Origin of the sequence: Caldimonas sp. KR1-144 (assembly GCF_049446155.1) — a bacterium.
GTDB lineage: Bacteria > Pseudomonadota > Gammaproteobacteria > Burkholderiales > Burkholderiaceae_C > Rivibacter.
Window position 1 is genome coordinate 79,176 of sequence record NZ_JBMSEE010000010.1, and the last position, 25,141, is coordinate 104,316.

The window sequence follows — 25,141 nt, forward strand, 5'->3', positions numbered from 1 at the left end:
CCGGTCAGGCCGGCCCGAAACCGCCTCCGCCCGGCGTCTCGACCACGAACACGTCGCCTGCGGCCATCTCGACCGAGCCGATGTGGCCGAGCGTCTCGACGCGCCCATCGGCACGTTCGACGCGATTGACGCCCAACGCGCCGGCCTGTCCGCCGTCCAGCCCGAAGGGCGGCACCACGCGGCCGTTGCTGAGGATCGAGGCCGTCATCGACTCCAGGAAGCGCACACGCCGCACGCCGCCGTCGCCGCCGTGCCAGCGGCCCGCACCGCCTGACCCCTCGCGGATCGAATAGCTCTCCAGCCGCACCGGGAAGCGCGCCTCGAGCACCTCGGGGTCGGTCAGGCGCGAGTTGGTCATGTGGGTCTGCACGACGCTGGTGCCGTCGAAGCCGGGGCCGGCGCCCGAGCCGCCGGCGATGGTTTCGTAGTACTGGTGGCGCGCGTTGCCGAAGGTGAAGTTGTTCATCGTGCACTGGCTGGCGGCCATCGCGCCGAGCGCGCCGTACAGCGCATTGGTCACGCAGCTCGAGGTCTCGACGTTGCCGGCCACCACCGCCGCGGGCGGCCGCGGGTTGAGCATGCAGCCCTCGGGCACGACGATGGACAAGGGCTTCAGGCAGCCGGCATTGAGCGGGATGTCGTCGTCGACCAGGGTGCGAAACACGTAGAGCACCGCCGCGGTGGTGATCGAGCGCGGCGCGTTGAAGTTGTTGGGAAGCTGCTCGCTGGTGCCGCTGAAGTCGATCGTCGCGCTGCGGTTCGCGGCATCCACGCGCACCGCCACCTCGATGCGCGCGCCGTTGTCCAGCGGCAGCGTGAAGCGCCCGTCCTTGAGCGCGGTGATCACGCGTCGCACAGATTCCTCGGCGTTGTCCTGCACGTGCCGCATGTAGGCCGCCACGGTCTCGCGGCCGAACTGCGCAACCATCGCGCGCAGCTCCTGCACGCCCTTCTCGTTGGCGGCGATCTGCGCGCGCAGGTCGGCCAGGTTCTGCGCCGGGTTGCGTGCCGGGTACGGCCCCGAGGACAGCAGCCCCAGCAGCTCGCGCTCGCGCAGCCGGCCCTGCGAGACGAGCAGGAAGTTGTCGATGCGCACGCCCTCGTCGGCGATCGATGCCGAGAACGGCGGCATCGATCCGGGCGTGACGCCGCCGATGTCGGCATGGTGGCCGCGCGAGGCGACGAAGAAAGATGGTGCCGCCTCCTGCTCGCCAAGGAACACCGGCGTGACGACGCTGACGTCGGGCAGGTGCGTGCCGCCGTGGTAGGGGTCGTTGAGCAGGTAGACGTCGCCCGGCTGCATCCCCGGGTTGCGCTCGATCACGCTGCGGATCGAGTCGCTCATCGAGCCCAGGTGCACCGGGATGTGCGGTGCGTTGGCGATCAGTTGGCCGCGCGCGTCGAACAGCGCGCAGGAGAAGTCCAGCCGCTCCTTGATGTTGACCGAGTGGGCGGTGTTCTGGAGCCGAAGGCCCATCTGCTCGGCGATGTTCATGAACAGGTTGTTGAACACCTCCAGCATCACCGGGTCGGCACGCGTGCCGATCGCGTGGCGCTGCGTACGGGCGCGCACGCGCTGCAGCTCGATCGCGCCGCCCGGGGCGATGCGCGCCTGCCAGCCCGGCTCGACCACCGTGGTCGCGTTGCGCGCGGCAATGATGGCCGGCCCGTCGATGCGCGCACCGGCCGAGAGCGATTCGCCGACATGCAGCTGCGCGTCGCGCCAGGCGAGCTCGCCGCCGTCGTCGTCCTCGCAACACACCGCCACCGTCGCGGCCGGTGCCGGGCGGTGCTCGACCGGCGCCGCGGCGTCGGCCGGCGCCTGCGCCCCCGCGTCGCCGGCGCCGACCGCCTCGACCGACACCGCCTCGATCACCAGCGGCTTGTCCGGCATCAGGAAGGCGAAGCGCTGGCGGTAGGCCGCGTCGAAGTCGCGGCGCGCCGCGACGAGCGCGCCGTCGTGATCGCCCGCCTCAGGCCAGTTTACGGCCAGCGCGGTGTCCGTGCCCTGGTAGCGCAGGTGCAGCTGCGCGCGCGTGCGCAGCGCGCCGCGCGCGAGCCCCTGCTCGGCCAGCTCGTCGAGCGCGGCATCGGCCAGCGACTGCCGACGCGCGTCGGCAGCCCGCCAGCCGGCAGCATCAAGCGGCTGCTCGATCGAGGCCTGGCGCATCGCGACCTGCTCGGCCAGGCCCATGCCGTAGGCCGACAGCACGCCGGCCAGCGGGTGCAGGAAGATGCGCGTCATGCCCAGGGCGTCGGCAACCTGGCAGGCGTGCTGGCCGCCGGCGCCGCCGAAGCACTGCAGCGTGTAGCCGCCGACGTCGTAGCCGCGCGCGACCGAGATGCGCTTGATCGCGTTGGCCATGTTCTGCACCGCGATGCGCAAGGCGCCAGCTGCTGCTTCCTCGGGCCGCACCGCCCGGCCGCTGGTCTGCGACATCGCGCGCGCCAGCTCGCCGAAGCGCTCGACCACCCCGTCGCGGTCCAGCGGCTGGTCGGCGCCGGGGCCGAACACCTTGGGGAACCACGCGGGCTGCAGCTTGCCAAGCATCACGTTGGCGTCGGTGGTCGTCAGCGGCCCTCCGCGGCGGTAGCTCGCCGGCCCCGGGTTCGCGCCGGCCGACTCGGGTCCGACGCGCAGCCGGCTGCCGTCGAAGCGCACGATCGAGCCGCCACCTGCGGCCACCGTGTGGATGCTCATCATGGGCGCACGCATGCGCACGCCGGCGACTTCGGTCTCGAATGCGCGCTCGAACTCGCCGGCGTAGTGCGACACGTCGGTCGAGGTGCCGCCCATGTCGAATCCGATCAGCTTGCGGTGGCCGGCCGCCAGCGCGGTGCGCACCATGCCGACGATGCCGCCGGCCGGTCCCGACAGGATCGCATCCTTGCCGCGAAAGCGCCGCGCCTGCGCGAGCCCGCCGGAGGACTGCATGAACAGCAGCCGCACGCCCGGCATCTGCGAGGCGACCTGCTCGACGTAGCGCGCGAGGACGGGCGACAGGTAGGCGTCGACCACCGTGGTGTCGCCGCGCGAGACCAGCTTCATCAGCGGGCTGACCTCGTGCGAGGCCGACACCTGCGCGAAGCCGAGCGCGCGCGCGAGCCGCGCGGCCTGCTGCTCGTGCGCCGTGAAGCGCCAGCCGTGCAGGAAGACGATCGCGCAGGCGCGGATGCCGTCGTCGAGCGCGCGCTGCAGCTCGACGCGCAGCGCCGCTTCGTCGAGCGGACGCAGCAGCGTGCCATCGGCGCCGACGCGCTCGTCGGCTTCGATGACGCGCTCGTAGAGCTGCTGCGGCAGCCGGATGTGACGCTCGAACAGCCGCGGGCGCGCCTGGTAGCCGATGCGCAGCGCGTCGCGAAAGCCGCGCGTGGCCACCAGCAGCACGCGCTCGCCGCGGCGCTCGAGCAGCGCGTTGGTGGCGACCGTGGTACCCATCTTCACGCACTCGACGCGCGCGGGCGTGATCGGCTCGCCGGGCGCCAGCCTCAGCAGGCGGCGAATGCCTTCGACCGCCGCGTCGCGGTACTGCTCGGGGTGTTCGCTCAGCAGCTTGAGCGTGTGCAGCCGGCCGTCGGGCGCGCGCCCGACCAGGTCGGTGAAGGTGCCGCCGCGGTCGATCCAGAACTGCCAGCGGCCGAAGCGGGAGAGATCGTCTGCGCTCATCGGACCCGAAGGGTCGACGACCCAGCGCGCGCCGTCAACCACTGCTCGAACGCCGCTCGAGTCCCATTCAGCCGGCCACGGCCACCCGGTTGCGCCCGCCGCGCTTGGCGGCATAGAGCGCGTCGTCGGCGCGGCGCAGCAGCGCGACCGGATCGCTCACGGCCTCCATCTGCGGCGTCAGCGTCGCGACGCCGATGCTCGCGGTCACGGTGCCGACCGGCTCGACCGGCTCCAGCGCGATCGCGCGGCGCAGCTTCTCGGCCACCTCGTGCGCCTGCGGCGCGCCGGTGGCCGGCAGCAGCACGAGGAACTCCTCGCCGCCTTGGCGCGCGACGAAGTCGGTGGCGCGCAGCATGCGCGGCAGGCGCTGCGCGAGCTCGCGCAGCACCGCGTCGCCGGCCTCGTGGCCATGCTGATCGTTGATGCGCTTGAAGCAGTCGACGTCGACCACCAGCGCCGACAGCGGACGGCCGTGGCGGCGCACGCGCGCGATCTCGTCGAGCAGCCGCTCGTCGGCGCTGCGGCGGTTGTGCAGGCCGGTCAGCGCGTCGCGCCGCGCCAGGCGGTCGAGCTCCTCGTTGGCGCGCTCGAGCTCGGCGGTGCGCTCCTCCACGCGCGACTCCAGCGTGCGGTTGGCCTCCTCCAGCGCATGCTCGCGCGCGACCAGCCTGCGCGTCATCGCGTTCAGCGCGGACGACAGCTGTTCCAGCTCGCGCGCTGGGCCGCCGGCCGGGATCGCGACCTCCAGGTCGCCGCGCTCGATGCGCTGCGCCGCCTGCGCCATGCGCTCCAGCGGCCGTGCATAGCGCCCGGCGCTCCACCAGCCCACGGCCGCGGCCGCCAGGGCGATCAGCGCGCCGACCGCCAGCATGGCGTGGCGAGCCGCCATCGCGCTGGCCAGCGCCGCCTCGGCCGGCTGCTGCACCACCACGGTCCAGCCGAGGTCCGTGACCGGGCTGCGCGGCAGCATCGGCGCGTGCACGGTCAGGTAGCGTTCGCCGTCGCTCCAGACCTGCAGCGCCGGTTCGTCGGCGAGCGTTCCCGGCGGCTGCAGCGAAGCGCCCTCGCCGTCTGGACGCAGGATCACCGCGCCGCGGCGGTCGAGGATGAACACGCGCACGCCGCGCGCGCCGGTGTCGCGCTGCACCTGGCCGATCACGTCGCGCGCCCATGACCAGTGGCCGTGCGCGGCCAGCACCCCGATCACGCTGCCTGCGGGGTCGCGCAGCGGCGTCGCAAAGTCGATGAAGCGCGGCGGCTCGCCCGGGGCCGAGCTCGGCAGCAGCGTGGCCAGCAGCTGTGCCGGGTGGACGTCCCCGGTGAACGCGCCTGACCGACCGCGCCGGAACCACTCGCGCGAGCCGACATCGGCGCCGACCAGCAGGCCGCCGGTCGCGGCGCGCACGCGGCCGTCGATGCCGGTGACGCCGATCCAGGCGAAGCTCGGGTTCTGCGCGTGCAGCTGGTGCAGCAGCTCGTTCCAGCGCGATGGGTCGAGGCCGCGGGCGGCCACCTCCGGCGTCGCGGCGAGCAGCTCGAGGTCGTTCATGCGCTCGGCCACGCCATCGGCCAGCAACGCCGAGACGCTCACCGCCACCATGCGCAGGTACTCGCCCTGCTCGCGCGCCAGGCGCTCGCCGACCATCGAGCCGGCGACCACCGACAGCAGCGCCGTCACTGCCGCCGCGAGCAGGCCGAAGCCGATCGCCACCCGGGTGCGAAAGCTCGGGAGTTCCGACAGGGGGAGGAATCGCAGACGGTTCACGTCAGGCCTTCTGCGCGCCTGCGGGCCGGTTGGAGCCGCGTGGTCTCAGCTCGAAGCCGCGGCGCGGCGCGCGCGCCACGCGCCGCCGATCGCGATCAGCCCGGGCACGAGGATCAGCGCCCAGATGATCTTCTCGAGATGCCGCTGCACGAACGGCAGGTTGCCGAAGAAGTATCCGGCCAGCGTGACGCCCACGACCCACAGCAGCGCTCCGCCCACGTTGAACAGTGTGAACTTCGTGCGGCTCATCGCGGCCACCCCGGCGACGAAGGGCGCGAAGGTGCGGATGAAGGGCATGAAGCGCGCAATGACGATGGTGATGCCGCCGTAGCGCTCGTAGAAGGCGTGGGCCTGGTCGAACGCGCGCTTGTTGAACCAGCGCGACTGCTCCCATCGAAACACCTTCGGACCGAACCAGCGCCCGATCGTGTAGTTGCACTGGTCGCCCAGGATGGCCGCGGCCAGCAGCAGCGCCATCGCCAGCGGCAGGTTCAACAGGCCCGCGCCGGCCAGCGTGCCGACCACGAACAGCAGCGAATCGCCCGGCAGGAAGGGCATCACGACCACGCCGGTCTCGACGAAGACGATCACGAACAGCAGCGCGTACACCCAGATGCCGTACTGGGCGACGAACGCGGCGAGGTGCGCGTCGACGTGGAGGATGAAGTCAATCAGGAAGCTCAGGAGGTCCATCGTTGGGCGCTGGCGTCGAAAGGAAGATTCGGGGATGTGGAGGTCACAGGCGCGCTCGCACCGCGCGCGCGATCTGCTGCGCCTGCTCGTCGAGCGCGTCGCAGACAAAGGCGGCGCCGAAGTCGCGCAGCCACGCGCCCTCGGCGTCGTTGGCGGCCGCGCCGATGATCGCGATGCGCGGGTTCAGCTCGCGCACGGCGCGGCACACGCGCATCTTCTCGACCAGCGGCAGGTCGGCCACCACCAGCAGCCGCGCGCGTCGCGCGCCGGCCGCCTCGAGCAGGCCGGGGCTGGCGACGTCGCCGACGAGCTGGCTGACCCGCTGCGGCAGGCTGTCGAGCGCGCCACCGGCCTCGGGCTGCAGGAGCGTCATCGGCACGCCGGCGCCTGCCAGGCGCTGCAGCACGCGCCCGCCCAGCGAGCCGCCGCCTGCCAGCAGCACCGGCGGTGCGGCGGCGTCGGCCGCCAGGTCCGAGGCGGGCGCGGCCTCGACGGCCTCGGCCATCGCGGCGCTGGTCGGCCGCTCGGACGGCACGAAGCGCTCGACGGCGCGAAACAGCAGCGGGTTCAGCGCGATCGAGACGATGGCCGCCACCACCAGCGCATCGAGCGCCTCGCGCGGCAGCACGCCCAGGCCAAGTCCCAGGCTGGCGAGGATGAACGAGAACTCGCCGATCTGGGCCAGGCCCACGCCGACCGTCGCCGCGGTGCGCGGCGTGTCGCGATAGGCCAGCACGATGCCCACCGCAACCAGCGGCTTGAGCACCAGCACCACGCCCAGCACCGCCAGCACCATCAGGGGCTGCTCGGCCACGAAGGCCGGGTTGAACAGCATGCCGACCGAAACGAAGAACAGCGCCGAAAAGACGTCGCGAAACGGCCCCATGTCGGCCGCCGCCTGCGGGCCGAAGCGCGACTGGCCGACCACCAGGCCGCCGAAGAAGGCGCCCAGCGCCACCGAGACATGGAAGACCTCCGCCGCGATCACCGCGATGCCCAGCGCCAGCACGAACACGGTCAGCGTGAACAGCTCGCTCGATTGCGAACCGGCCGCGCGCTCCAGTGCGCGGTGCGCAAGGCGCGATCCGACCAGCATCACGACGGCGCCGAACGCCACCACCTTGCCCAGCGCGATCAGCAGCGCCTCGCCGGTCTCGAGCGCGTCGGCGCCACCGCTGGCGATCACCGGCAGCACCACCAGCGCCGCCACGGTGAACAAGTCCTCCGCGATCAGCCAGCCCACGGCCACATGGCCGTCGCGCGAGCTCAGGCGCTGTCGCTCGACCAGCATGCGCGTCAGCACCACGGTGCTGGCCACGGCCAGCGCCATGCCGAACACCAGGCCCGCCGTGTTGGACCAGCCGAACCAGCGCGCCACGCCCCAGCCGGCCGCCGCGGCGAGCGCGCTTTGCGCCACCGCGCCCGGCACCGCGAGGCGCCACACGCGCAGCAGCTCCTGCGGATGGAAATGCTGGCCGACGCCGAACATCAGCAGGATCACGCCGATCTCGGCCAGCTGCGAAGCGAGCGACTGGTCGGCGACGAAGCCTGGCGTGTGCGGCCCGACGATGATGCCGGCGGCCATGTAGCCGACCAGGGTCGACAGGCCGAGCCGCTGCGTGATCCATCCCAGCACGAGCGCCGCGGCGAGCCCGCCGGCGAGGGTGATGATGATGTCGAGGTTGTGCATGGGGGCGGTCAGCGCGCGCAGCAGGGCCGCCCCCAGCGCGCCGAGACCCCCGCGGGGGCAGCGAGCACCGTGAGCGTCGGGGCTTCTTCCTAGCTGCGCGGACCATACCAGCAGATCACGACGGATCCGCCGCAGGGCGCTCCTAGAATCGCACGATGAATGACGTGCTGAGCGCCGCGCGCGCGCGCCGACCGATCCGCGAGCTGCCCGACGAACTGGTCAGCCAGATCGCCGCCGGCGAAGTGGTCGAGCGCCCCGCCTCGGTGGTGCGCGAGCTGGTCGACAACGCGCTCGATGCCGGCGCGGCCCAGGTCACGGTCAAGCTCGAGGCCGGCGGCGTGCGCCGCATCGTCGTCGAGGACGACGGCATCGGCATCGCACCCGACGAGCTCCCGCTGGCGCTCAAGCGCCACGCGACCAGCAAGATCGGCAACCTCGCCGAGCTGGAGCAGGTCGCAACGATGGGCTTTCGCGGCGAGGCGCTGGCGGCGATCGCCTCGGTGGCCGAGGTCTCGATCGCCAGCCGCACCGCCGACGCCGCGCATGCGATGCGCATCGACGCGCGCAGCGGCGAGCTGGCGCCGGCGGCGCGTGCGGTCGGCACCAGCATCGAGGTGCGCGAGCTGTTCTTCGCGACGCCCGCGCGCCGCAAGTTCCTCAAGACCGACGCGACCGAGCTCGCGCATTGCGTCGAGGCGGTGCGCCGCCACGCGCTGGCGCGCCCCGACGTCGGCTTCGCGGTCTGGCACGAGGGCAAGTTGGTCGAGCAGTGGCGCGCCGCCGGCGCGCCGGGCGACGAGGCCGCGTTCGAGGCACGCGCGCGCGCCGTGCTCGGCGAGGACTTCGTCGCCGCGAGCCGCGCGGTCGCGCTTTCGCTCGGGCCGATGCGCATCCGCGGCCGCGCCGGCCTGCCCGATGCCGCGCGCTCGCGCGCCGACACGCAGTACGTCTACGTCAACGGCCGCTTCGTGCGCGACAAGCTCATCGCCCACGGCGTGCGCAGCGCCTACGAAGACGTGCTGCACGGCGCGCGCCAGCCGGTCTACCTGCTGCACATCGAGATCGCGCCGGAGCGCGTCGACGTCAACGTCCACCCGACCAAGATCGAGGTGCGCTTTCGCGACGGCCGCGAGGTGCACCAGGCGGTGCGCCGCGCGGTGGAAGCGGCGCTGGCATTGCCGCGCCATGGCGCGGATGCCGCGCCGGCATCGGCCGCCGCGGCGCCTGCGTTCACGGCGCCCGCCTTCGCCCCCGCCGTGGCGCCAACCTGGGGCGCGCAAGCGCCCTTGGGCCTCGCCACGCCGCGCTTCGACGCGAACGAACCGCCCGGGCCGTGGCGCTTTGCCGAGCCGATCGAGGCGACGGCGCCTGCAACGCTGCCACTCGCCGAAGCCGTGCCGCCGCGTGCCGATGGCCATGCCGGGCACGCCGATGCCGAGGACTGGCCGCTCGGCCGCGCGCTCGCCCAGCTCGGCGGCGCCTACGTGCTGGCCGAGAACCGCCATGGCCTCGTGATCGTCGACATGCACGCGGCGCACGAGCGCATCGTCTACGAGCGCCTCAAGGCCGGCCTGGGCGCGGCCCGCATCGAGTCGCAGCCGCTGCTGATCCCGGCCACCTTCGCCGCGACGCCGACCGAGGTGGCCACCGCCGAGGCGCAGGCCGAGGCGCTCGCGCGCCTGGGCCTGGACATCGCGCCCTTGTCGCCCGGCGTGCTGGCGATCCGTGCGCGCCCGGCCGCGCTGGCCGCAGGCGACGTGGTCGAGCTCGCGCGCTCGGTGCTCGCGGAGCTGGCCCGCTTCGACGCCAGCGGCGCGATCGAGCGCGCCCAGCACGAGATCCTCGCCACCATGGCCTGCCACGGCGCGGTGCGCGCGAACCGCCAGCTCACGCTGGTCGAGATGAACGCGCTGCTGCGCGACATGGAAGCGACCGAGCGCGCCGACCAGTGCAATCACGGCCGGCCCACCTGGCGGCAGGTCACGCTGAAAGAACTCGACACCCTCTTCTTGCGGGGGCGCTGACCTCTTGTTGCGGGGTCGATGAACTTTCGGCGCAGGTCCAGACTCGGATCGCGCCATGGAAAACCGCATCCGCCTCACCGGCCGCGCATGGTGGCGCGGCCTCGCGATCGCCGGCCTTGCCAGCGCCGGACTGATCGGTTGCGCATCGCTCGATGCGCAGCAGCGGCGCTGGATCTTCCAGCCCAGCAAGAACACCTGGGGCGGCGCGGCGGCGCTGTCCGAGCAGATGCAAAGCGTGTGGATCGACTTCGCCTCGGCGGAGTCGGGCGAGCCGGTGCGCCTGCACGGGCTGTGGCATCCGCAGGCGCGCGCCGACGCGCCGCGCGTGCTCTACCTGCACGGCGCGCGCTGGGACGTGGCCAGCAGCGCGCGGCGCATCCAGCGCCTGCACGACCTCGGCTTCTCGGTGCTGGCGATCGACTACCGCGGCTTCGGCCGCAGCAGCGACGCCCTGCCGTCCGAGGAGAGCGCAGCCGAGGATGCCCGCGCCGCCTGGGAGTGGCTGGCCGCGCAGACGCCCGCGGCGCAAGACGCGCCGCGCTTCGTCTACGGTCATTCGCTCGGCGGTGCGATCGCGGTGCGCCTGGCCAGCGAGGTCAACGACGAGGCCGGGCTCGTCGTCGAGGCCAGCTTCACGTCGATTCCCGACGTCTACGCCTCGATGAGCTTCGGCTGGCTGCCGCTGGCGCCGCTGATCACGCAGCGCTTCGATGCGGCCACGCGCATCGCGCTCGTGAAGGCGCCGGTGCTGGTGGTGCATGGCAGCCACGACGCGACGATCCGCCCCGAGCTTGGCCGCGCGCTGTACGAGCGCGCGGTCACGCCCAAGCGGCTGGTGCTGGTCGAAGGCGGCAACCACCACAACAGCAGCGCACTCGGCCAGGTGGCCATCCGGGAAGCGCTGCGGGAGCTGTTCGGCCTGGGCGAGTGAGCCTCGCGTGGTCCAATCGGCATCGACGTCGATTGCGACCATGGCCACGCTGAAACTGAACAAACCCAAGGCGGGCGCGCCCGCCTCGTCCCCCCGCGCGCCGGTGCGCGGCGCCAACGCGCCCCGCACCCGGCCGACCCTCGCGCAGGCGCAGGCCGAGCGCGAAGCGCGCGCCCAGCGCGAGCCGCGTGAACGCGACGAGCGCGAGGCCGCCCGCGACGAACGCCGCGCACCGCGCGACGCCCGCGACCGCAGCGATGCGCGTACCGCACGGCGCCCGGACGCGCCCCGCTCCGCGCCCACGCCGGCGCGCGCCGGCCCGTCCTCCAAGCCGCGGCCCACCGGCCCCGCGCCGCGCCCGGCCCCACGCGCCGAGGCAGACGAGCCGCTGCGCCCGCGCCTGTCCAAGCGCCTGAGCGAGCTGGGCCTGGCCTCGCGCCGCGAGGCCGACGAGTGGATCGCCGCCGGCCTGGTGACCGTCGATGGCGTCGTCGTCAACGAGCTGGGCTCGCGCGTCGGCCTCGAGCAGAAGATCGAGATCGACCCGCGCGCCCGCGAGCAGCAGGCCAAGCGCGCCACCGTGCTGCTCAACAAGCCGATCGGCTACGTCAGCGGCCAGCCCGAAGACGGCCACGAGAGCGCCGCGGTGCTGATCCGCGCCGAAAACCACTGGTCCGGCGACGCCAGCGCCCTGCGCCCGCCGCGCGCGCCGCTGCCGCACCTGGCGCCCGCCGGCCGGCTCGACATCGACTCCACCGGCCTGCTCGTGCTGACGCAAGACGGTCGCGTCGCGAAGCAGCTGATCGGTGCCGACAGCACGACCGAGAAGGAGTACCTCGTGCGCGTGACCTGGCCGGCGCGGCCGGACGTGAGCGACCTGATGTCGGCCTTTCCGCCCGAGCAGATCGAGCGCCTGCGCCACGGCCTCGAGCTCGACGGCCGCCAGCTGCAGCGCGCGCAGGTCTCGTGGCAGAACGAGCAGCAGCTGCGCTTCGTGCTGCGCGAAGGCCGCAAGCGCCAGATCCGGCGCATGTGCGAGCTGGTGGGACTGAAGGTGGTGGGGCTCAAGCGCGTGCGCATCGGGCGCATCGCGCTCGGAAAACTGCCGCTGGGGCAGTGGCGCTACCTGGCTGCCTGGGAGTCCTTCTGAGCGGTCGCTGAGACCGCCTCGCGCGCCGCGTCGAGCCACTGCGGCTCGGCCTGCTGCGCGCGTGCCAGGCCGCGCTGCGCGGCCTCGCGCGCGGCAGCGCGCTCGCCGAGCGCGAGCCGCGTGTGGGCCAGGTTGATCCAGGCCGGCGCGCTGTCGAAGCGCCGGGCGGCGGCTTCGAACGCGTCGGCCGCGCCGCGCAGGTCGCCGCCGGCGTGGCGTGCATTGCCCAGGCCGATGGCGATCGTCACGTCGTCGGGCAGTCGCGTGGCCACCGCGGCGTAGACGCGCGCTGCGTCGCGCGGCGCCGCGCTGCGCTCGTAGGCCACCGCCGCCGACGCCAGCTCGTTGGGCTCGACGTCCCGCGGCAGCTCGCCCGGCGCCAGCGCGGCGAAGGCCCAGCGTCCGCTGCGCGCCCAGGTGCGCTCGAACACCGCCATCGACATCGCCAGCCGCTCGGTCGTGCCCGAGCGCAGCAGCATCTCGCCGCGCGGGCGGTCGAAGCCGATCACCACCGCGTAGTGCCAGCGCGGCGCGATCGGCAGGCTCAGGTTCTGCAGCACGACCACCGGATGCCCCGCCGCGACCTCGCCCAGCAGCGCATCGAGCCGCGCCGGCAGCCGCACCGCGAAGCGGTCGTGGCGCCGGGCGGCGGCCAGCATCTCGACTTGCAGGCTGCCGCCGCGCGCCGGCACGAACACCTCTTCGCCCAGTCGCTCGGGACTCACGCCGGCGACGCCGCCGGCGCTGAGCACCGTGGCCAGCGCCGCCGGCCCGCACTGCTGGATCTCCTGCGGGAAGAACGGCGTGTCCTTCAGCTCGACACGCTCGGGCAGCCCCGCCGGCGGCGCGGCCTTCAGCGCCGCGGTCTGCGGCGCGTCGAGCGAGGCACAGCCCGCGACGCCGAAAACGAAAGCGGCGACCGCGAGGGTCGCCGCCAGCCTGCTGCGCAAGCGCATCGGCTTCGTTGGCTCAGCGCACCGAGCGCGTGAACGGGAACACCTTGGTCAGGCCGAGGATGTCGGTGACCAGCAGCAGCACGAAGATGAACACCAGCACGCCGAGGATGCTGTCGGCGCCGGCCGGCGCGGTGTCGATCGTGTGGGCGAGCTGGGCGACCTCGGCGTCGGTCAGCGAGTTGACGCGCGCACGCGCGGCATCGACGCTCACGCCGCGCTCGGCCAGGCCGGCGGCAACGTCGGCGCGATCGAGGAAGGACAACACGTGCGCGCGCTGCTGGGCAGCCTGGGCATCGGCCGACACCACGCCTTGCGCGGCGGCGACCTGCTCGGTGCCGATCAATGCGGCTTGGGCGCTTTGCAGCGCGCCGGCGTAGCTCAGGCTCGCCGCGACGCACATGGCAATCAGGCGGTTCTTGCGGTTCATGTTCTTTCTCGCTCCACGTTGCGTGTTGAAGATGACCACGGCCAGCGGCCGCAGCGCCCGGAAATCGTAACTGGCAAGCAGCGTGCCCCCGGAACCGCTTTGTTACTCTCGGTACATGTCCCAATCCGCCCCCGGCGGCACGCCCGAGGGCGGCGTGCAGCGCCCCTTGCTCGACCCGGTGCTGGTGGTCTGGGCGCTGACCCTGCTGCTGGGCATCCAGCCGCTGACCACCGACCTCTACCTGCCCGCCCTGCCCGGCCTGAAGGCCGAGCTGAACGCGCCGATGGGCGCGGCCCAGCTCACGCTGTCGGCGCTGATCCTCGCCTTCGGCTTCGGCCAGCTCGCGCTCGGGCCGCTGGCCGACCGCACCGGGCGCAAGCCGGTGCTGCTGGCGGGTCTTGCGGCCTACGTGGTCGCCGCACTCGGCGCGATGTTCGCCGCGACGATCGAGGCCGTGATCGCCTGGCGCGCGCTGCAAGGCGCCGGCATGGCCGCCGCGGTCGTGTGCGCGCGCGCGATGGTGCGCGACCTCTATCCGCCGCACGAGGGCATGCGCGTGATGTCGCGCGGCATGTCGGGCCTGGGCGTGATCGCGCTGTCCAGCCCGGCGCTCGGCGGCGTGATCGCCGCGTGGCTGGGCTGGCGCGCCGCGATCGCGGTGCTGGCCCTGTTCGGCGCCGCCACGCTGGCCTTCGTGCTGTGGCGCCTGCCCGAGACCATCGTGCAGCGCAACCCGCAGGCCACGCGGCTCAAGCCACTGATGGCCTCATGGCGCGAGATCGCCGCGCACCCGACCTTTCGCGCCTACGCCGGCCTCACGTTCGCGACCTACGCCGGCCTCTACACCTTTCTCGCCGGCTCGTCGTTCGTCTTCATCGAGGCGCTCGGGCTGTCGCGCACGGCCTACGGCCTGTCGGTCGCGTCGAGCTCGGTCGCCTACCTGCTGGGCACCTTCGCGTGCCGGCGCTGGCTCGCGCTGCACGGCGCGCGCGTCGCGGTGCGGCGCGCCGGCTGGTGCACGCTGGTCGGCGGCGTCGGCATGGCCGCGCTGACGCTGGGGGCCGGCGCCAGCGCCTGGAGCCTCCTCGTTCCGCAGTGGTTCTATGCCTTCGGCCACGGCATCCACCAGCCCTGCGGCCAGGCCGGCGCGGTGGGGCCCTTCCCGCGCCAGGCCGGCGCCGCCTCGGCGCTCGCCGGCTTCGTTCTGGCCGGCGGCGCGTTCGCGGTCGGCGCCTGGCTGGGCCTCGCGATGGACGGCAGCGCGACGCCGGTGGTGCTGACGATCGCGTTCTGGTCGATCCTCACGGCCGCGATCGCGTGGACCGGCGTGCAGCGGCACGGCGAGCCGCAAGCCGCGGTGCCCAAGCCCGCCTGAGCCCGCGCGATGGCGATCGACTACCTGTGCCTCGCCGGCCCCACCGCCTCCGGCAAGACCGCCGCGGCGCTGGCCGTTGCGCGCGCCTTCGCGGCCGAGGGCCGCGCGGTCGAGATCGTCAGCGTCGACTCGGCCCTGGTCTACCGCGACATGGACATCGGCACCGCCAAGCCCAGCGCCGCCGAACGCGCCGCGGTGCCGCACCACCTGATCGATCTCATCGAGCCGACGCAGAGCTATTCGGCCGCCGCCTTCGTGGCCGATGCGACGCGGCTCGTCGCCGAGATCCGCGCGCGCGGCGCGCTGCCGCTGCTGGTGGGCGGCACGATGCTGTACTTCAAGGCCTTGTTCGACGGCCTCGACGCGCTGCCGCCCGCCGACGCGGCACGGCGCGCGGCGATCGAGTCGCGCGCGCAGCGCGAGGGCTGGCCGGCGCTGCATGCCGAGCTCGCGCGCATCGACCCCGCGACCGCCGCGCGGCTCGCACCGGCCGACGCGCAGCGCATCTCGCGCGCGCTCGAGGTCTGGCAGGCCACCGGCCGCACGCTGTCGAGCTTTCACAGCGGCCGCTTCGACGGCGCGGGCGGTGCACCTTCGGGCACCGCCTTGATCTCGCTCGAACCCGCCGATCGCGCCTGGCTGCACCAGCGCATCGCCCAGCGCTTCGACGCGATGCTGGCGGCCGGCTTCGTCGACGAGCTGCGCCGATTGCACGCGCGCGCCGATCTGCGCGCCGATCTGCCGTCGATGCGCTGCGTCGGTTACCGCCAGGGCTGGGAGCTGCTGGACGCCGGCGATGACCTCGCCGCGCTGCGCGAGCGCGGCATCGCCGCGACGCGCCAGCTCGCCAAGCGACAGCTCACCTGGCTGCGCTCGATGCCGTGGCGCCACGTGGTCGAGTGCGACGCGCCCGACGCCGCCGAACGTGTGGTCGCGCTGGCGCGCCGGCTGAGCCTCGCATGAGCACGCAGCCCGCCGCGGTGCTCGAGGTCGAAGGCCTCGCCAAGCGCTTCGGCGAGACGGTCGTGTTCGAGCAGGTGTCGCTGCGCATCGCGGCGGGCGAGTTCGTCGCGCTGGTCGGCGAGTCGGGCGTCGGCAAGTCGACCCTGCTCAATGCGATCGCCGGGCTGGAGCCGGTCGACGCCGGCCGCGTGCGCCTGGACGGCCGCGACGTGCAGGCACTGCCCGACGACGGACGCGCGCAGCTGCGCCGCAGCGCGCTAGGCTTCGTGTTCCAGGCCTTCCACGTGCTGCCGCACCTGACGGTGGCCGACAACGTCGCGCTGCCGCTGCTGCTGCTCGGCCGCCCCGACGCCGCGCGCGTGCAGCGCATGCTCGACGCGGTCGGCCTGGGCGCGCTGGGCGCGCGGCTGCCGCAGCAACTGTCGGGCGGCCAGCTGCAGCGCGTGGCGATCGCGCGCGCGCTGGTGCACCGCCCGCGCCTGGTGCTGGCCGACGAGCCGACCGGCAACCTCGACCCGGCCACCGCCGAGCGCGTGCTCGACCTGCTGGTCGCCGAATTGGCTAGCGAGGGCACGGCCTGCCTGCTGGTCACGCATTCCCAGGCGGCGGCCGCGCGTGCGCATCGCGTGCTGCGGCTGACGCCGCAAGGGGTCGTGCCGGCCCCCCCCCGCGAACAGGGGTAGCGTTTGGAACCAGACACCGACCGCGCCGCCTGTCGGTGCTAATCTACCGCTCGTCTGCTCCGGCAGACGATTTGTTCTTTCCTCCCTCCCTCCGGCCGCCCTCACGGGCGGCCTTTTTTTTTGCCCGGCGGTCGCTGCGGCGCCGGCCGGCGCGTCGCCACAATGAACCGTGGCCGCTCCCCTTTCCGCTCCCGCCGCTTTCGACGTGCCGCTTGCCGCGCTGCTGCGCGCGCTGTCGTGGCCCGAAGCGCGCCGCCACGCGCTGCGCCACGCGACCGCCGTGCTGGCGGTGATGCTGGGCGTGGCGCTGGCCTGGTCGGTGCACCTGATCAACGCCTCGGCGCTGGCCGAGTTCGGCGCCGCGGTGCGCAGCGTCAACGGCGAGCCCGACCTGATCCTGGCCGGCAGCGCCGGCAGCCTCGACGAGGCCGACTACGCGCGCGTCGCCGCGCTGCCCGAAGTGGCGCTCGCGTCGCCGGTGATCGAGGTCGAGACGCAGGCCGAGGCCGCCGATGGCCGGCGCTTCACGCTGCGCGTGCTCGGGCTGGACGCGCTGGTCGCGCCGATGCTCGCGCCCGACGTGCTGCCGCGCCCCAACGACGACGAAGCCCAGCCGGCGCGCGTCGCGCTCGACCCCGACGTGGTCTTCCTCAACCCGACCGCGCGCGCGCACGTCGGCGCGGCCCGAACGCTGGCGCTGCAAAGCGGGCTGGCCCGCGTGCCGTTGCGCATCGCTGGCGGCGTGGCGGCGGCCGGCGCGCCGCTGGCGGTGATGGACATCGCCGGTGCGCAGGCGCGCTTCGGTGCGCCGGGGCGCATCACGCGCGTGGACCTGCGGCTTGCCGAGGGCGTGGACCGCACGGCCTTCGAGGCCGCGGCGCGGCGCGCCGGCTTGCTCGACGGCGAGCGCCGCGTGCTCGAGCCGCGCGCCTCCGAGCAGCGGCTGTCCAACGTCTCGCGCGCCTACCGCGTCAACCTCACGGTGCTGGCCCTCGTGGCGCTGTTCACCGGGGCCTTCCTCGTCTATTCGGTCCTGTCGCTGGCGGTCGCGCAGCGCCAGCCGCAGTTCGCGCTGCTGGGCGTGCTGGGCCTGGCGGCGCGCGAGCGGCGCCGGCTCGTGATCGCCGAGGCGGCCGTGGTCGGCGTGATCGGCAGCGCGCTGGGGCTGCTGCTCGGCACCGCGCTCGCGCTGGCCGCGCTGCGCTGGCTGGGCGGCGACCTCGGCGGGGGCTACTTCGAGGATCTGGCACCGGCGCTGCGCGCCTCGCCGCTGGCGGCCGCCGGCTACGGGGCGCTCGGCATCGTCGCGGCGATGGTGGGCGGCTGGGCGCCGGCGCGCGCGGCCGAACAATTGCCGCCGGCCCAGGCGCTCAAGGGCCTGGGCACCGACGCCGGGCGCCGCGAACACCCGCGCCTCGCGCTCGGCGCGATGGCCGCCGGCAGCCTGCTCGCGCTGCTGCCGCCGGTGGCCGGGCTGCCGCTGGCGGCCTATGCCTCGGTCGCGGTGCTGCTGCTGGGCGGCATCGCGGCCGTGCCCAGCGTCGTCGCGGCGCTGCTGCGATACGCGCGACCCGGCCGCAACCCGCTCAAACTGCTCGCCATCGAGCGCGCACGCCACCAGCGCGCCACCGCCACGGTCGCGGTGGCCGGCGTCGTGGCGAGCCTGGCGCTGTCGGTCGCGCTGACGATCATGGTGGCGAGCTTTCGCGACGCGGTCTCGCGCTGGCTCGACGTGGTGCTGCCGGCCGACCTCTACGTGCGCACCGCGCCCGGCTCGTCGCAGGCCGCGTGGCTGCCGCCGGCGTTCGTCGCCGCCGCTGCCGCGCTGCCCGGCGTCGAGCAGGCGCGCGCGCAGCGCGTGCTGCCGATCGCCTTGCGCCCCGATCGCGCGCCGCCCGCGTTGCTGGCGCGCGAGCTGGGCCCCGATCCGGCGGCCAGCCTGCCGCTGGTGGGCGCGCTGCGGCCCGCGCGCCCCGGCCTGTCGAGCGCCTACGTCAGCGAAGCCTTCGCGGCGCTCTACGACGCCGCGCCCGGGCGCGAAGTCGCCGTGCCGCTCACCGCCGCCGACGGCCGCACGCGCGAGGTACGCTTCCTCGTGCGCGGCGTCTGGCGCGACTACGCGCGACAGCACGGCGCGGTGATCATTGCGCGCGCCGACTACGTCGCGCTGACCGGCGACGAGCGCGTCAACGACCTCGCGCTGACGCTGCGCCGCGGCGCCGATGCCGATGCCGTGCGCGCGCGGCTCGTTGCGCTCGCCGGCGACGCGGCGCTGCTCGAGTTCGCGCGCGCCGACGAGCTGCGCGCGACCTCGCTGGCGATCTTCGACCGCAGCTTCGCGGTCACCGTCTGGCTGCAGGCGGTCGCGATCGGCATCGGCCTGGTCGGCCTGGCGGCCAGCACCTCGGCCCAGGTGCTGGCGCGGCGGCGCGAGTTCGGCCTGATGGCGCACCTGGGCTGCACGCGCCGCCAGGTGCTGGCCATCGTGGCCGGCGAGGCGGCGCTGTGGACCGGCGCCGGCGCGGTCGTCGGCCTCGCGCTCGGGCTCGCGGTCTCGGTGGTGCTCGTGTACGTCGTCAATCCGCAGAGCTTTCACTGGACGATGGAGCTGCGCGTGCCGTTGGCGCGCGTCGCCGCGCTGGTCGCGGCGGTGCTGGCCTCGGGCACGCTGACCGCATGGCTCGCGGCGCGCCGCGCGTCGTCCTACGACGCGGTGCAGGCGGTGAAGGAGGACTGGTGAACGTGCCCGGCTTCACGCGCCGCCGCTGCCTCGCGCTGCTGGCAGCCTCGGGCGGGCTCGGTCTCGCACGCGCCGACGCGCCGCACCGCGGCATGACGATCGCGCTGCCGCGCGATTTCGGCGCGCATCCCGAGCAGCGCATCGAGTGGTGGTACATCACCGGCCGCCTGCTGGCCGAGTCCGACGCGCAGGCCGAGTACGGCTTCCAGCTCACCTTCTTTCGCAGCCTCGGCCCGGCCGCGGCGGATCATCCGAGCCGCTTCGCGGCGCGCGAGCTCATCGTCGGCCACCTCGCGATCAGCGACGTGCGCGCGCAGCGGTTGCGCCATGCCGAGCGCGTCGCGCGCGCCGGCTTCGGGCTCGCCGAGGCCGCGACGCACGACACCGACCTGCGCCTGCACGACTGGACGCTGCGCCGCGAGGCGCAGGCCGGTAGCCATCGCTACCTCGCGCGCCTGCAGGGCGGCGAGATCGGCCTCGAGCTGCAGCTCGCGGCGACGCAGCCGGTGCTGCTGCAAGGCGAGCACGGCTGGTCGCGCAAGGGCCCGCGTCCCGAGGACGCGAGCGGTTACCTGAGCGAGCCTCAACTCGACGCTGCCGGCGAGATCACGCTCGACGGCCGGCGCGTCGCGGTGCGCGGACGCGCCTGGCTCGACCACGAGTGGAGCGACGCGCTGCTGCCGCCCCAGGCGGTCGGCTGGGACTGGTGCGGCATCAACCTCGACGACGGCGGCGCCCTCACCGCCTTTCGGCTGCGCCGCGCCGACGGCAGCGCGCTGTGGGCCGGCGGCAGCCACCGCCCGGCCGGTGGCGCGACGCGCGCGTTCGGGCCGGACGAGCTGCGCTTCACGCCGCTGGCGCACTGGACCAGCGCCGCAACCGGCGGGCGCTATCCGGTCGCCTGGCGGCTCGAGACCCCGCTGGGCGTGCACGAGCTGCGAGCGCGCTTTGCTGCGCAGGAGCTCGACGCGCGGCGATCGAGCGGCGCGGTCTACTGGGAGGGCTTGAGCCGGCTGCATCGCGCCGGCGGCGGCGAGCCCGTCGGCGATGGTTACCTCGAGATGACGGGCTACGCGGCACCGCTGTCGATCTAGCGCCGCGAATCGCTCAATGCGCGCCGCCCGCATCGGCCGCCGCGCCGCGGGCGCGCTTCGTGAGCCAGACCATCGCGATCAGCGTCACGAACAGGAAGGCCGAGCCGAGGAAGATGTCGTCGGCCGCGCGCGTGAAGGCCTGCTGGTCGACCAGGCGGTTGATCTGCGCGGCGGCCTGCTCGGGGCTCAGGCCGGCGGCGGCCAGCTTGCCCATCGCGTCGGTGAAGGCCGGGTCGCCGCTGGCGAGGCGCTCGACCAGGTGCGCGTGGTGCAGCGTCGCGCGGTCGTCCCACAGCGTGGTCGAGATCGAGGTGCCGAACGCCCCCGCGGTGATGCGCGCGAAGTTGCTCAGCCCCGAGGCCGCCGGCAGCCGCTCGGGCGCGAGGCCCGACAGGATGATCGAGTTCAGCGGGATGAAGAAAAAGGCCATCGCCGCGCCCTGCAGCAGCGTCGGGATCAGGATGGTCTCGAGGTCGCTTTGCGGCGTGAAGTTCGAGCGCAGCCACAGCACGAAGCCGAAGCCGATGAAGGCCACGCTGGCGAGCACGCGCGCGTCGATGCGCGAGACGTTCTTGCCCACCAGCGGCGACAGCACGATCGCCAGCAGGCCCACCGGCGCCAGCGCCATGCCGGCCGCGGTGGCGGTGTAGCCCATGTACTGCTGCAGCCACAGCGGCAGCAGCACCACGTTGCCGAAGAACAGGCCGTAGGCCACCGCCAGCGTCAGCGAGCCCAGCGCGAAGTTGCGCCGCGCGAACAGCTTGAGGTCCACCACCGGATGCTTCTCGGTCAGCTCCCACGCGACGAAGAACGCGAAGCTCACCAGCGCCACCGCGCCGAGCGCGACGATCTGGCCGGAGTGGAACCAGTCGAGCTCCTTGCCCTTGTCGAACATGATCTGCAGCGCGCCGACCCACAGCACCAGCAGCGCCAGGCCGACGGTGTCGATCGGCAGCGTCTTGCGCGGCGTTTCGCGATGCTGGTAGATCGACCACGCGATGCCCGCGGCGAGCAGGCCCACCGGCACGTTGATGTAGAAGATCCACGGCCACGACATGTTGTCGGTGATCCAGCCGCCGAGCAGCGGCCCCATCACCGGCGCGACCAGCGTGGTCATGGCCCACATCGCCATCGCCATGCCGGCCTTGGCCTTGGGGTAGCTCGACAGCAGCAGCGTCTGCGACAGCGGGATCATCGGCCCGGCCACCAGGCCTTGCAGCACGCGATACGCGATCAGCGCCTCGAGCGAATGCGCGAAGCCGCACAGCCACGAGGCCAGCACGAACAGCAGCACGCTGGTGACGAACAGCCGCACCGCGCCGAAGCGCTGCGTGAGCCAGCCGGTCAGCGGCACCGAGATCGCGTTGGCGACGCCGAAGCTCGTGATGACCCAGGTGCCCTGGTTCGGGCTCACGCCGAGGTCACCGGCGATCGCGGGCAGCGACACGTTGGCGATCGACGAGTCGAGCACGTTCATGAAGGTCGCGAGCGACAGCGCGACCGTGCCCAGCGCCAGCGTCGATCCGCTCAGCGGCGGCAGTTCCGCCGGCGCGGCTGAAGGAGAAGACATGCCCGATGCCTCGCGGTCGAACGATCGATCAGTGCTGGTTCGTGCCCGCGCCGGCCTTGGCCAGCACGCGCGGCGCGCGGCCGAGGTTGGCCGCGACGATGCGCTCGACATCGGCATCGGCCTGCGCCGCGGTCGCGTCGTAGACCTGGGTCTGCGCGACCGGCCGGCCGGCGCGGCCTTCGGCCAGGAGCGGTCCGTCGGTGTTGCGCACGTCGACCGTCACTTCCATCGACAGGCCCACGCGCAGCGGGTGCTCGGCAAGCTCCTTCGCATCGAGCGCGATGCGCACCGGCACGCGCTGCACGATCTTGATCCAGTTGCCGGTGGCGTTTTGCGCCGGCAGCAGCGAGAACGCGCTGCCGGTGCCCGCGCCCAGGCCGGCCACGCGGCCGTGGTACTCGACCTTGCGGCCGTAGACGTCGGCCTCGAGCGTCACCGGCTGGTCGACGCGCAGCTTCCTGAGCTGGCTTTCCTTGAAGTTCGCGTCGACCCACAGCGAGTCGAGCGGCACCACCGACATCAGCGGCGCGCCGGCCGCGACGCGCTGGCCGACCTGCACGCTGCGCTTGGCGACGATGCCGTCGACCGGCGCCGGCAGCTCGACGCGCGCCAGCGCCAGCCAGGCTTCGCGCACGCGCGCCGCGGCGCGCAGCACGTTGGGATGCTGCTCGACGGTGGTGCCATCGGTCAGCGCCTGATTGGCGCCGAGCTGCTCGCGCGCGGCCACCGCGGCCGACTGCGCGGCCGCCAGCGCGCTCTTGCTGGCGGCGAGTTGCGCGGTGGCGTGCTGGAACTCCTCCTTGCCGACCGCGCCGCTGGCCAGCAGCGGCTCGCGGCGCGAGACGTCGTCGGCAGCGCGGGTCACGTCGGCCTGGGCCTTGGCGACGTCGGCATCGCGCAGCGCGACCTGGGCCGCCAGCGTCGCGTTGTTGGCGTAGAGCGTGCGCACCTCGCGCACGGTCTGCGCGAGCTGGGCCTCGGCCTGGTCGAGCGCGACGCGCGCGTCGGCGGCGTCGAGCTTGACCAGCACCTGGCCGGCCTGCACGCGGTCGGTGTCATCGGCGTGGATCGCGAGCACCGTGCCGCCGACCTGCGGCGTGATCTGCACGACATTGCCCTGCACGTAGGCGTTGTCGGTGGTCTCCACGCGCGACGCGGCGAGCACCTGCCACGCGGTGTAGGCGCCGCCGGCAAGAAGCACCGCGACGGCGATCGCGATCATCGCCTTGCGGCGCTTGGGGTTCGACGCGGCAGCCGCGGCATTGGCAACAGGAGCATTCATGGCTGTCTCTCGTTGAAGTCGGTCGATCGGGTTCAGTGCGCGGCGGCGAGCCTCGGCGCGGCTTCGGCGTCGTAGCCGCCGCCCAGCGCCTGCGCCAGCAGGGCCTGGGTGTCGAGCGCGCGGGCGCGCAGGTCGGCACCGAGTCGGCGCTGCTGGAGCACCGTGGTCTCGGCGCTCAGCACGGTGAGGTAGGTGCCCAGGCCGGCGCGGTAGCGCTGCAGCGCGAGCGCGTAGGCGCTTTCGGCAGCGGCCTGCGCGGCCGCCTGTTCGGACTGCTGCTGCGCGATCGAACGCGTGCTGGCGACCTGGTCGGCGACCTCGCGCAAGGCGCCGAGCAGCGCCTGGTTGTAGCTCTCGATCGCGCTGTCGAGCTCGGCGTTGCGGCCGCGGTAGTTCGCGCGCAGCGCACCGCCGTCGAAGATCGGCAGCGTGATCGCCGGGCCGATGCCGAGCTGCCGGCTGCCGGCGTCAAGCAGCTGGTTCAGGCCGAGCGAGCTGAAGCCGGCGAACGCGACCAGGTCGACGTTCGGATAGAAGGCCGCGCGCGCCTCGGCCACGCCGCTGCGCGAGGCCTGCACGCGTTGCCGCGCGGCCTCGATGTCGGCGCGGCGGCCGAGCAGGTCGGCCGGCAGCCGCGAAGGCAGCGCGGCCAGCGGCGGCAGCGCGCCCAGGCGCGGCGCCAGCGCATCGAGCGCGTCGGGGCGCTGCGCGGTCAGCGTGGCGAGCGCGTGGCGTGCCAGCGCGATCTGTTCGTCGAGCGCGGCGATCTGCTGGCGCGCGTCGGGCACCGAGCCTTCGGACTGGCGCAACTCGACGTTCGTGTCGAGCCCGCTGGACACGCGCGCGGCCACGAGCTGCAGCGTTTCCTCGCGCTGCGCCAGCGTGCGCTGCGCGATCTCACGCTGCTCGACCAGGCGCGCGAGCTGCACGTAGCCGCGCACGACGTTGGTCGCCAGCAGCACGCGCGCGGCCTGCGCGTCGGCCGCGGCGGCGCGCTCGCTGCCGAGCGCCGCATCGAGCGCGGCGCGGTGGCGGCCGAAGAAGTCGATCTCCCAGCGTGCACTGGCCTGCAGCGTGGCGCTGGTTTCGGTCGCGCCGGCCAAAGGCGGCGGGATCAGGCCGTTCTCGGTGTAGCGCTGGCGCGTGGCGTCGAGCTCCAGGCCGACCTGCGGCGCGCCTTGCGCATCGACGCCCTCGCGCGAGGCCGCGGCGCGCGCCAGGCGCGACTGCGCCAGCCTCAGCGAGGGGCTGTCGGCCAGCGCGCGCTCGACCAGCGCGTCGAGCTGCGGGTCGCGCCATGCCTTCCACCAGTCGGCGGCCGGCGCGGTGGTCGCGGCGGGGTCGAGCTGCAGCGATGCGGCATCGAGCGGCTTCGAACGCGAGGTCGCCTCGCCCGGCGTCGCACAGCCGGCCAGCGTCAGCACCACGGCCGCGGCCAGCGACAACGCGAACGGCAGCACCACCAGCCGCCGAGCTGACGATTCGCTTACCTGTCTGCTCATATATTGCTCAGGCTTCATTTGCTTAGACAAGTATCAGGGCGAAAAAAACGCCCTGCGGGCGTTCGGGTCTTGTGTCCAGGCCCGCTCAGTCGTCGGCGGACTCCTGGCGCATCGCCTCGGCGTTGGCCAGCATGCGGCGCAGCGAGTCCTTCAGCGTCGTCCACTCGGCCTTGCTGAAGCCGGCCAGGCACTCGTTGAGCACGTCGGCCAGGACCGCCGGCACCTTGTCGGCCACGCGGCGTCCGGCCGGCGTGAGCTCGAGGTGCACCACGCGGCGATCGACCGTGGAGCGCACGCGCTTGCACAGGCCCTTGGCCTCCAGCCGGTCGAGCATGCGCGTCATCGCGCCGGTGTCGACCTGCAGCTCGCGCGCGAGCTCGGCCACCGTGTTCACGTGGCCGGCGCGCAGCTTGTAAAGCGGCGCCCATTGCGCGTTGGTGAGCTCATGCTCGCCGAGCCGGCGATCGGCCTCCTGCGACACCATGTTGAGCACGCGGCGCATCAGGTAGCCGACACTTTCCTCCGGGCGGTAGTCGGCACCGGTGTAGAAGCAGGCAGGTGAACGAGACATGGGCGGATATTAGTTGCCTATGCAGTCTTTGTCAATGCACCATTCGTCAACCTGCCGG

At 73.6% G+C, this 25,141-nt stretch carries 18 protein-coding genes; 8 read left to right on the forward strand and 10 right to left on the reverse strand.

The window, feature by feature from the left end; all coding sequences use genetic code 11:
* Positions 1-4: 4 nt before the first annotated feature.
* The 4 genes from ACO2TI_RS20455 to ACO2TI_RS20470 form a co-directional block, all read right to left on the reverse strand.
* Entirely contained in the window at positions 5-3,667 is a 3,663-nt protein-coding gene (locus ACO2TI_RS20455; protein WP_423287024.1) for a hydantoinase B/oxoprolinase family protein, read from the reverse strand.
* A gap of 67 nt (positions 3,668-3,734) precedes the next feature.
* Positions 3,735-5,432, reverse strand: coding sequence for a sensor domain-containing diguanylate cyclase (locus ACO2TI_RS20460; protein WP_423287025.1), 1,698 nt, complete (start codon positions 5,430-5,432; stop codon positions 3,735-3,737).
* Between the two features lie 45 nt (positions 5,433-5,477).
* The gene (locus ACO2TI_RS20465) at positions 5,478-6,125 is read right to left on the reverse strand and encodes a DedA family protein (RefSeq protein ID WP_423287026.1); all 648 of its coding nucleotides are present in this window, start codon (positions 6,123-6,125) and stop codon (positions 5,478-5,480) included.
* 43 nt (positions 6,126-6,168) lie between these two features.
* Complete coding sequence (locus tag ACO2TI_RS20470) at positions 6,169-7,815, reverse strand: cation:proton antiporter (RefSeq protein ID WP_423287027.1); 1,647 nt, start codon at positions 7,813-7,815, stop codon at positions 6,169-6,171.
* Positions 7,816-7,970: 155 nt separating this feature from the next.
* On the opposite strand from ACO2TI_RS20470, the gene mutL reads away from it, so the two are divergent.
* The 3 genes from mutL to ACO2TI_RS20485 are packed head-to-tail and all read left to right on the forward strand — an operon-like array spanning position 7,971 to position 11,920.
* Positions 7,971-9,839, forward strand: coding sequence for a DNA mismatch repair endonuclease MutL (gene mutL / locus ACO2TI_RS20475; RefSeq protein WP_423287028.1), 1,869 nt, complete (start codon positions 7,971-7,973; stop codon positions 9,837-9,839).
* Positions 9,840-9,894: 55 nt separating this feature from the next.
* On the forward strand, positions 9,895-10,770 hold the full coding sequence (locus ACO2TI_RS20480) for an alpha/beta hydrolase (protein ID WP_423287029.1): 876 nt from the start codon (positions 9,895-9,897) through the stop codon (positions 10,768-10,770).
* A 40-nt stretch (positions 10,771-10,810) separates the two neighbouring features.
* A complete protein-coding gene (locus ACO2TI_RS20485; RefSeq protein ID WP_423287030.1) occupies positions 10,811-11,920 on the forward strand; it encodes a pseudouridine synthase in 1,110 nt (369 codons plus the stop codon).
* Here ACO2TI_RS20485 and ACO2TI_RS20490 read toward each other — a convergent pair.
* Positions 11,893-12,876, reverse strand: a complete 984-nt coding sequence (locus ACO2TI_RS20490) for a PA2778 family cysteine peptidase (RefSeq protein ID WP_423287031.1) — start codon at positions 12,874-12,876, stop codon at positions 11,893-11,895. The genes ACO2TI_RS20485 and ACO2TI_RS20490 overlap by 28 nt on opposite strands.
* Positions 12,877-12,889: 13 nt before the next feature.
* Complete coding sequence (locus ACO2TI_RS20495) at positions 12,890-13,303, reverse strand: PA2779 family protein (RefSeq protein ID WP_423287032.1); 414 nt, start codon at positions 13,301-13,303, stop codon at positions 12,890-12,892.
* 115 nt (positions 13,304-13,418) lie between these two features.
* On the opposite strand from ACO2TI_RS20495, the gene ACO2TI_RS20500 reads away from it, so the two are divergent.
* From ACO2TI_RS20500 to ACO2TI_RS20520, 5 genes are all read left to right on the forward strand, one after another.
* On the forward strand, positions 13,419-14,678 hold the full coding sequence (locus tag ACO2TI_RS20500; protein ID WP_423287033.1) for a multidrug effflux MFS transporter: 1,260 nt from the start codon (positions 13,419-13,421) through the stop codon (positions 14,676-14,678).
* Positions 14,679-14,687: 9 nt separating this feature from the next.
* Positions 14,688-15,641 (forward strand): tRNA (adenosine(37)-N6)-dimethylallyltransferase MiaA, encoded by a 954-nt coding sequence (gene miaA / locus ACO2TI_RS20505; protein WP_423287034.1) that lies wholly within the window; start codon positions 14,688-14,690, stop codon positions 15,639-15,641.
* Positions 15,638-16,324: an ABC transporter ATP-binding protein gene (locus tag ACO2TI_RS20510; protein WP_423287035.1), complete on the forward strand. Its 687-nt coding sequence runs from the start codon at positions 15,638-15,640 to the stop codon at positions 16,322-16,324. Before miaA ends, ACO2TI_RS20510 begins: the two co-directional genes overlap by 4 nt.
* Before the next feature lie 169 nt (positions 16,325-16,493).
* Positions 16,494-19,064 carry an FtsX-like permease family protein gene (locus tag ACO2TI_RS20515; RefSeq protein WP_423287036.1) on the forward strand — a complete coding sequence of 857 codons (2,571 nt, stop codon included), beginning with the start codon at positions 16,494-16,496 and terminating at the stop codon, positions 19,062-19,064.
* On the forward strand, positions 19,061-20,158 hold the full coding sequence (locus ACO2TI_RS20520) for a lipocalin-like domain-containing protein (protein WP_423287037.1): 1,098 nt from the start codon (positions 19,061-19,063) through the stop codon (positions 20,156-20,158). The genes ACO2TI_RS20515 and ACO2TI_RS20520 overlap by 4 nt, the downstream gene beginning before the upstream one ends.
* 13 nt (positions 20,159-20,171) lie before the next feature.
* Here ACO2TI_RS20520 and ACO2TI_RS20525 read toward each other — a convergent pair whose 3' ends face one another.
* The 4 genes from ACO2TI_RS20525 to ACO2TI_RS20540 form a co-directional block, all read right to left on the reverse strand.
* Positions 20,172-21,728: a DHA2 family efflux MFS transporter permease subunit gene (locus tag ACO2TI_RS20525; RefSeq protein WP_423287038.1), complete on the reverse strand. Its 1,557-nt coding sequence runs from the start codon at positions 21,726-21,728 to the stop codon at positions 20,172-20,174.
* 28 nt (positions 21,729-21,756) lie between these two features.
* Complete coding sequence (locus ACO2TI_RS20530; RefSeq protein WP_423287039.1) at positions 21,757-23,010, reverse strand: efflux RND transporter periplasmic adaptor subunit; 1,254 nt, start codon at positions 23,008-23,010, stop codon at positions 21,757-21,759.
* A gap of 32 nt (positions 23,011-23,042) precedes the next feature.
* Positions 23,043-24,512: an efflux transporter outer membrane subunit gene (locus ACO2TI_RS20535; protein ID WP_423287040.1), complete on the reverse strand. Its 1,470-nt coding sequence runs from the start codon at positions 24,510-24,512 to the stop codon at positions 23,043-23,045.
* An 85-nt stretch (positions 24,513-24,597) separates the two neighbouring features.
* Positions 24,598-25,083, reverse strand: a complete 486-nt coding sequence (locus ACO2TI_RS20540) for a MarR family winged helix-turn-helix transcriptional regulator (protein ID WP_423287041.1) — start codon at positions 25,081-25,083, stop codon at positions 24,598-24,600.
* Positions 25,084-25,141 lie beyond the last annotated feature (58 nt).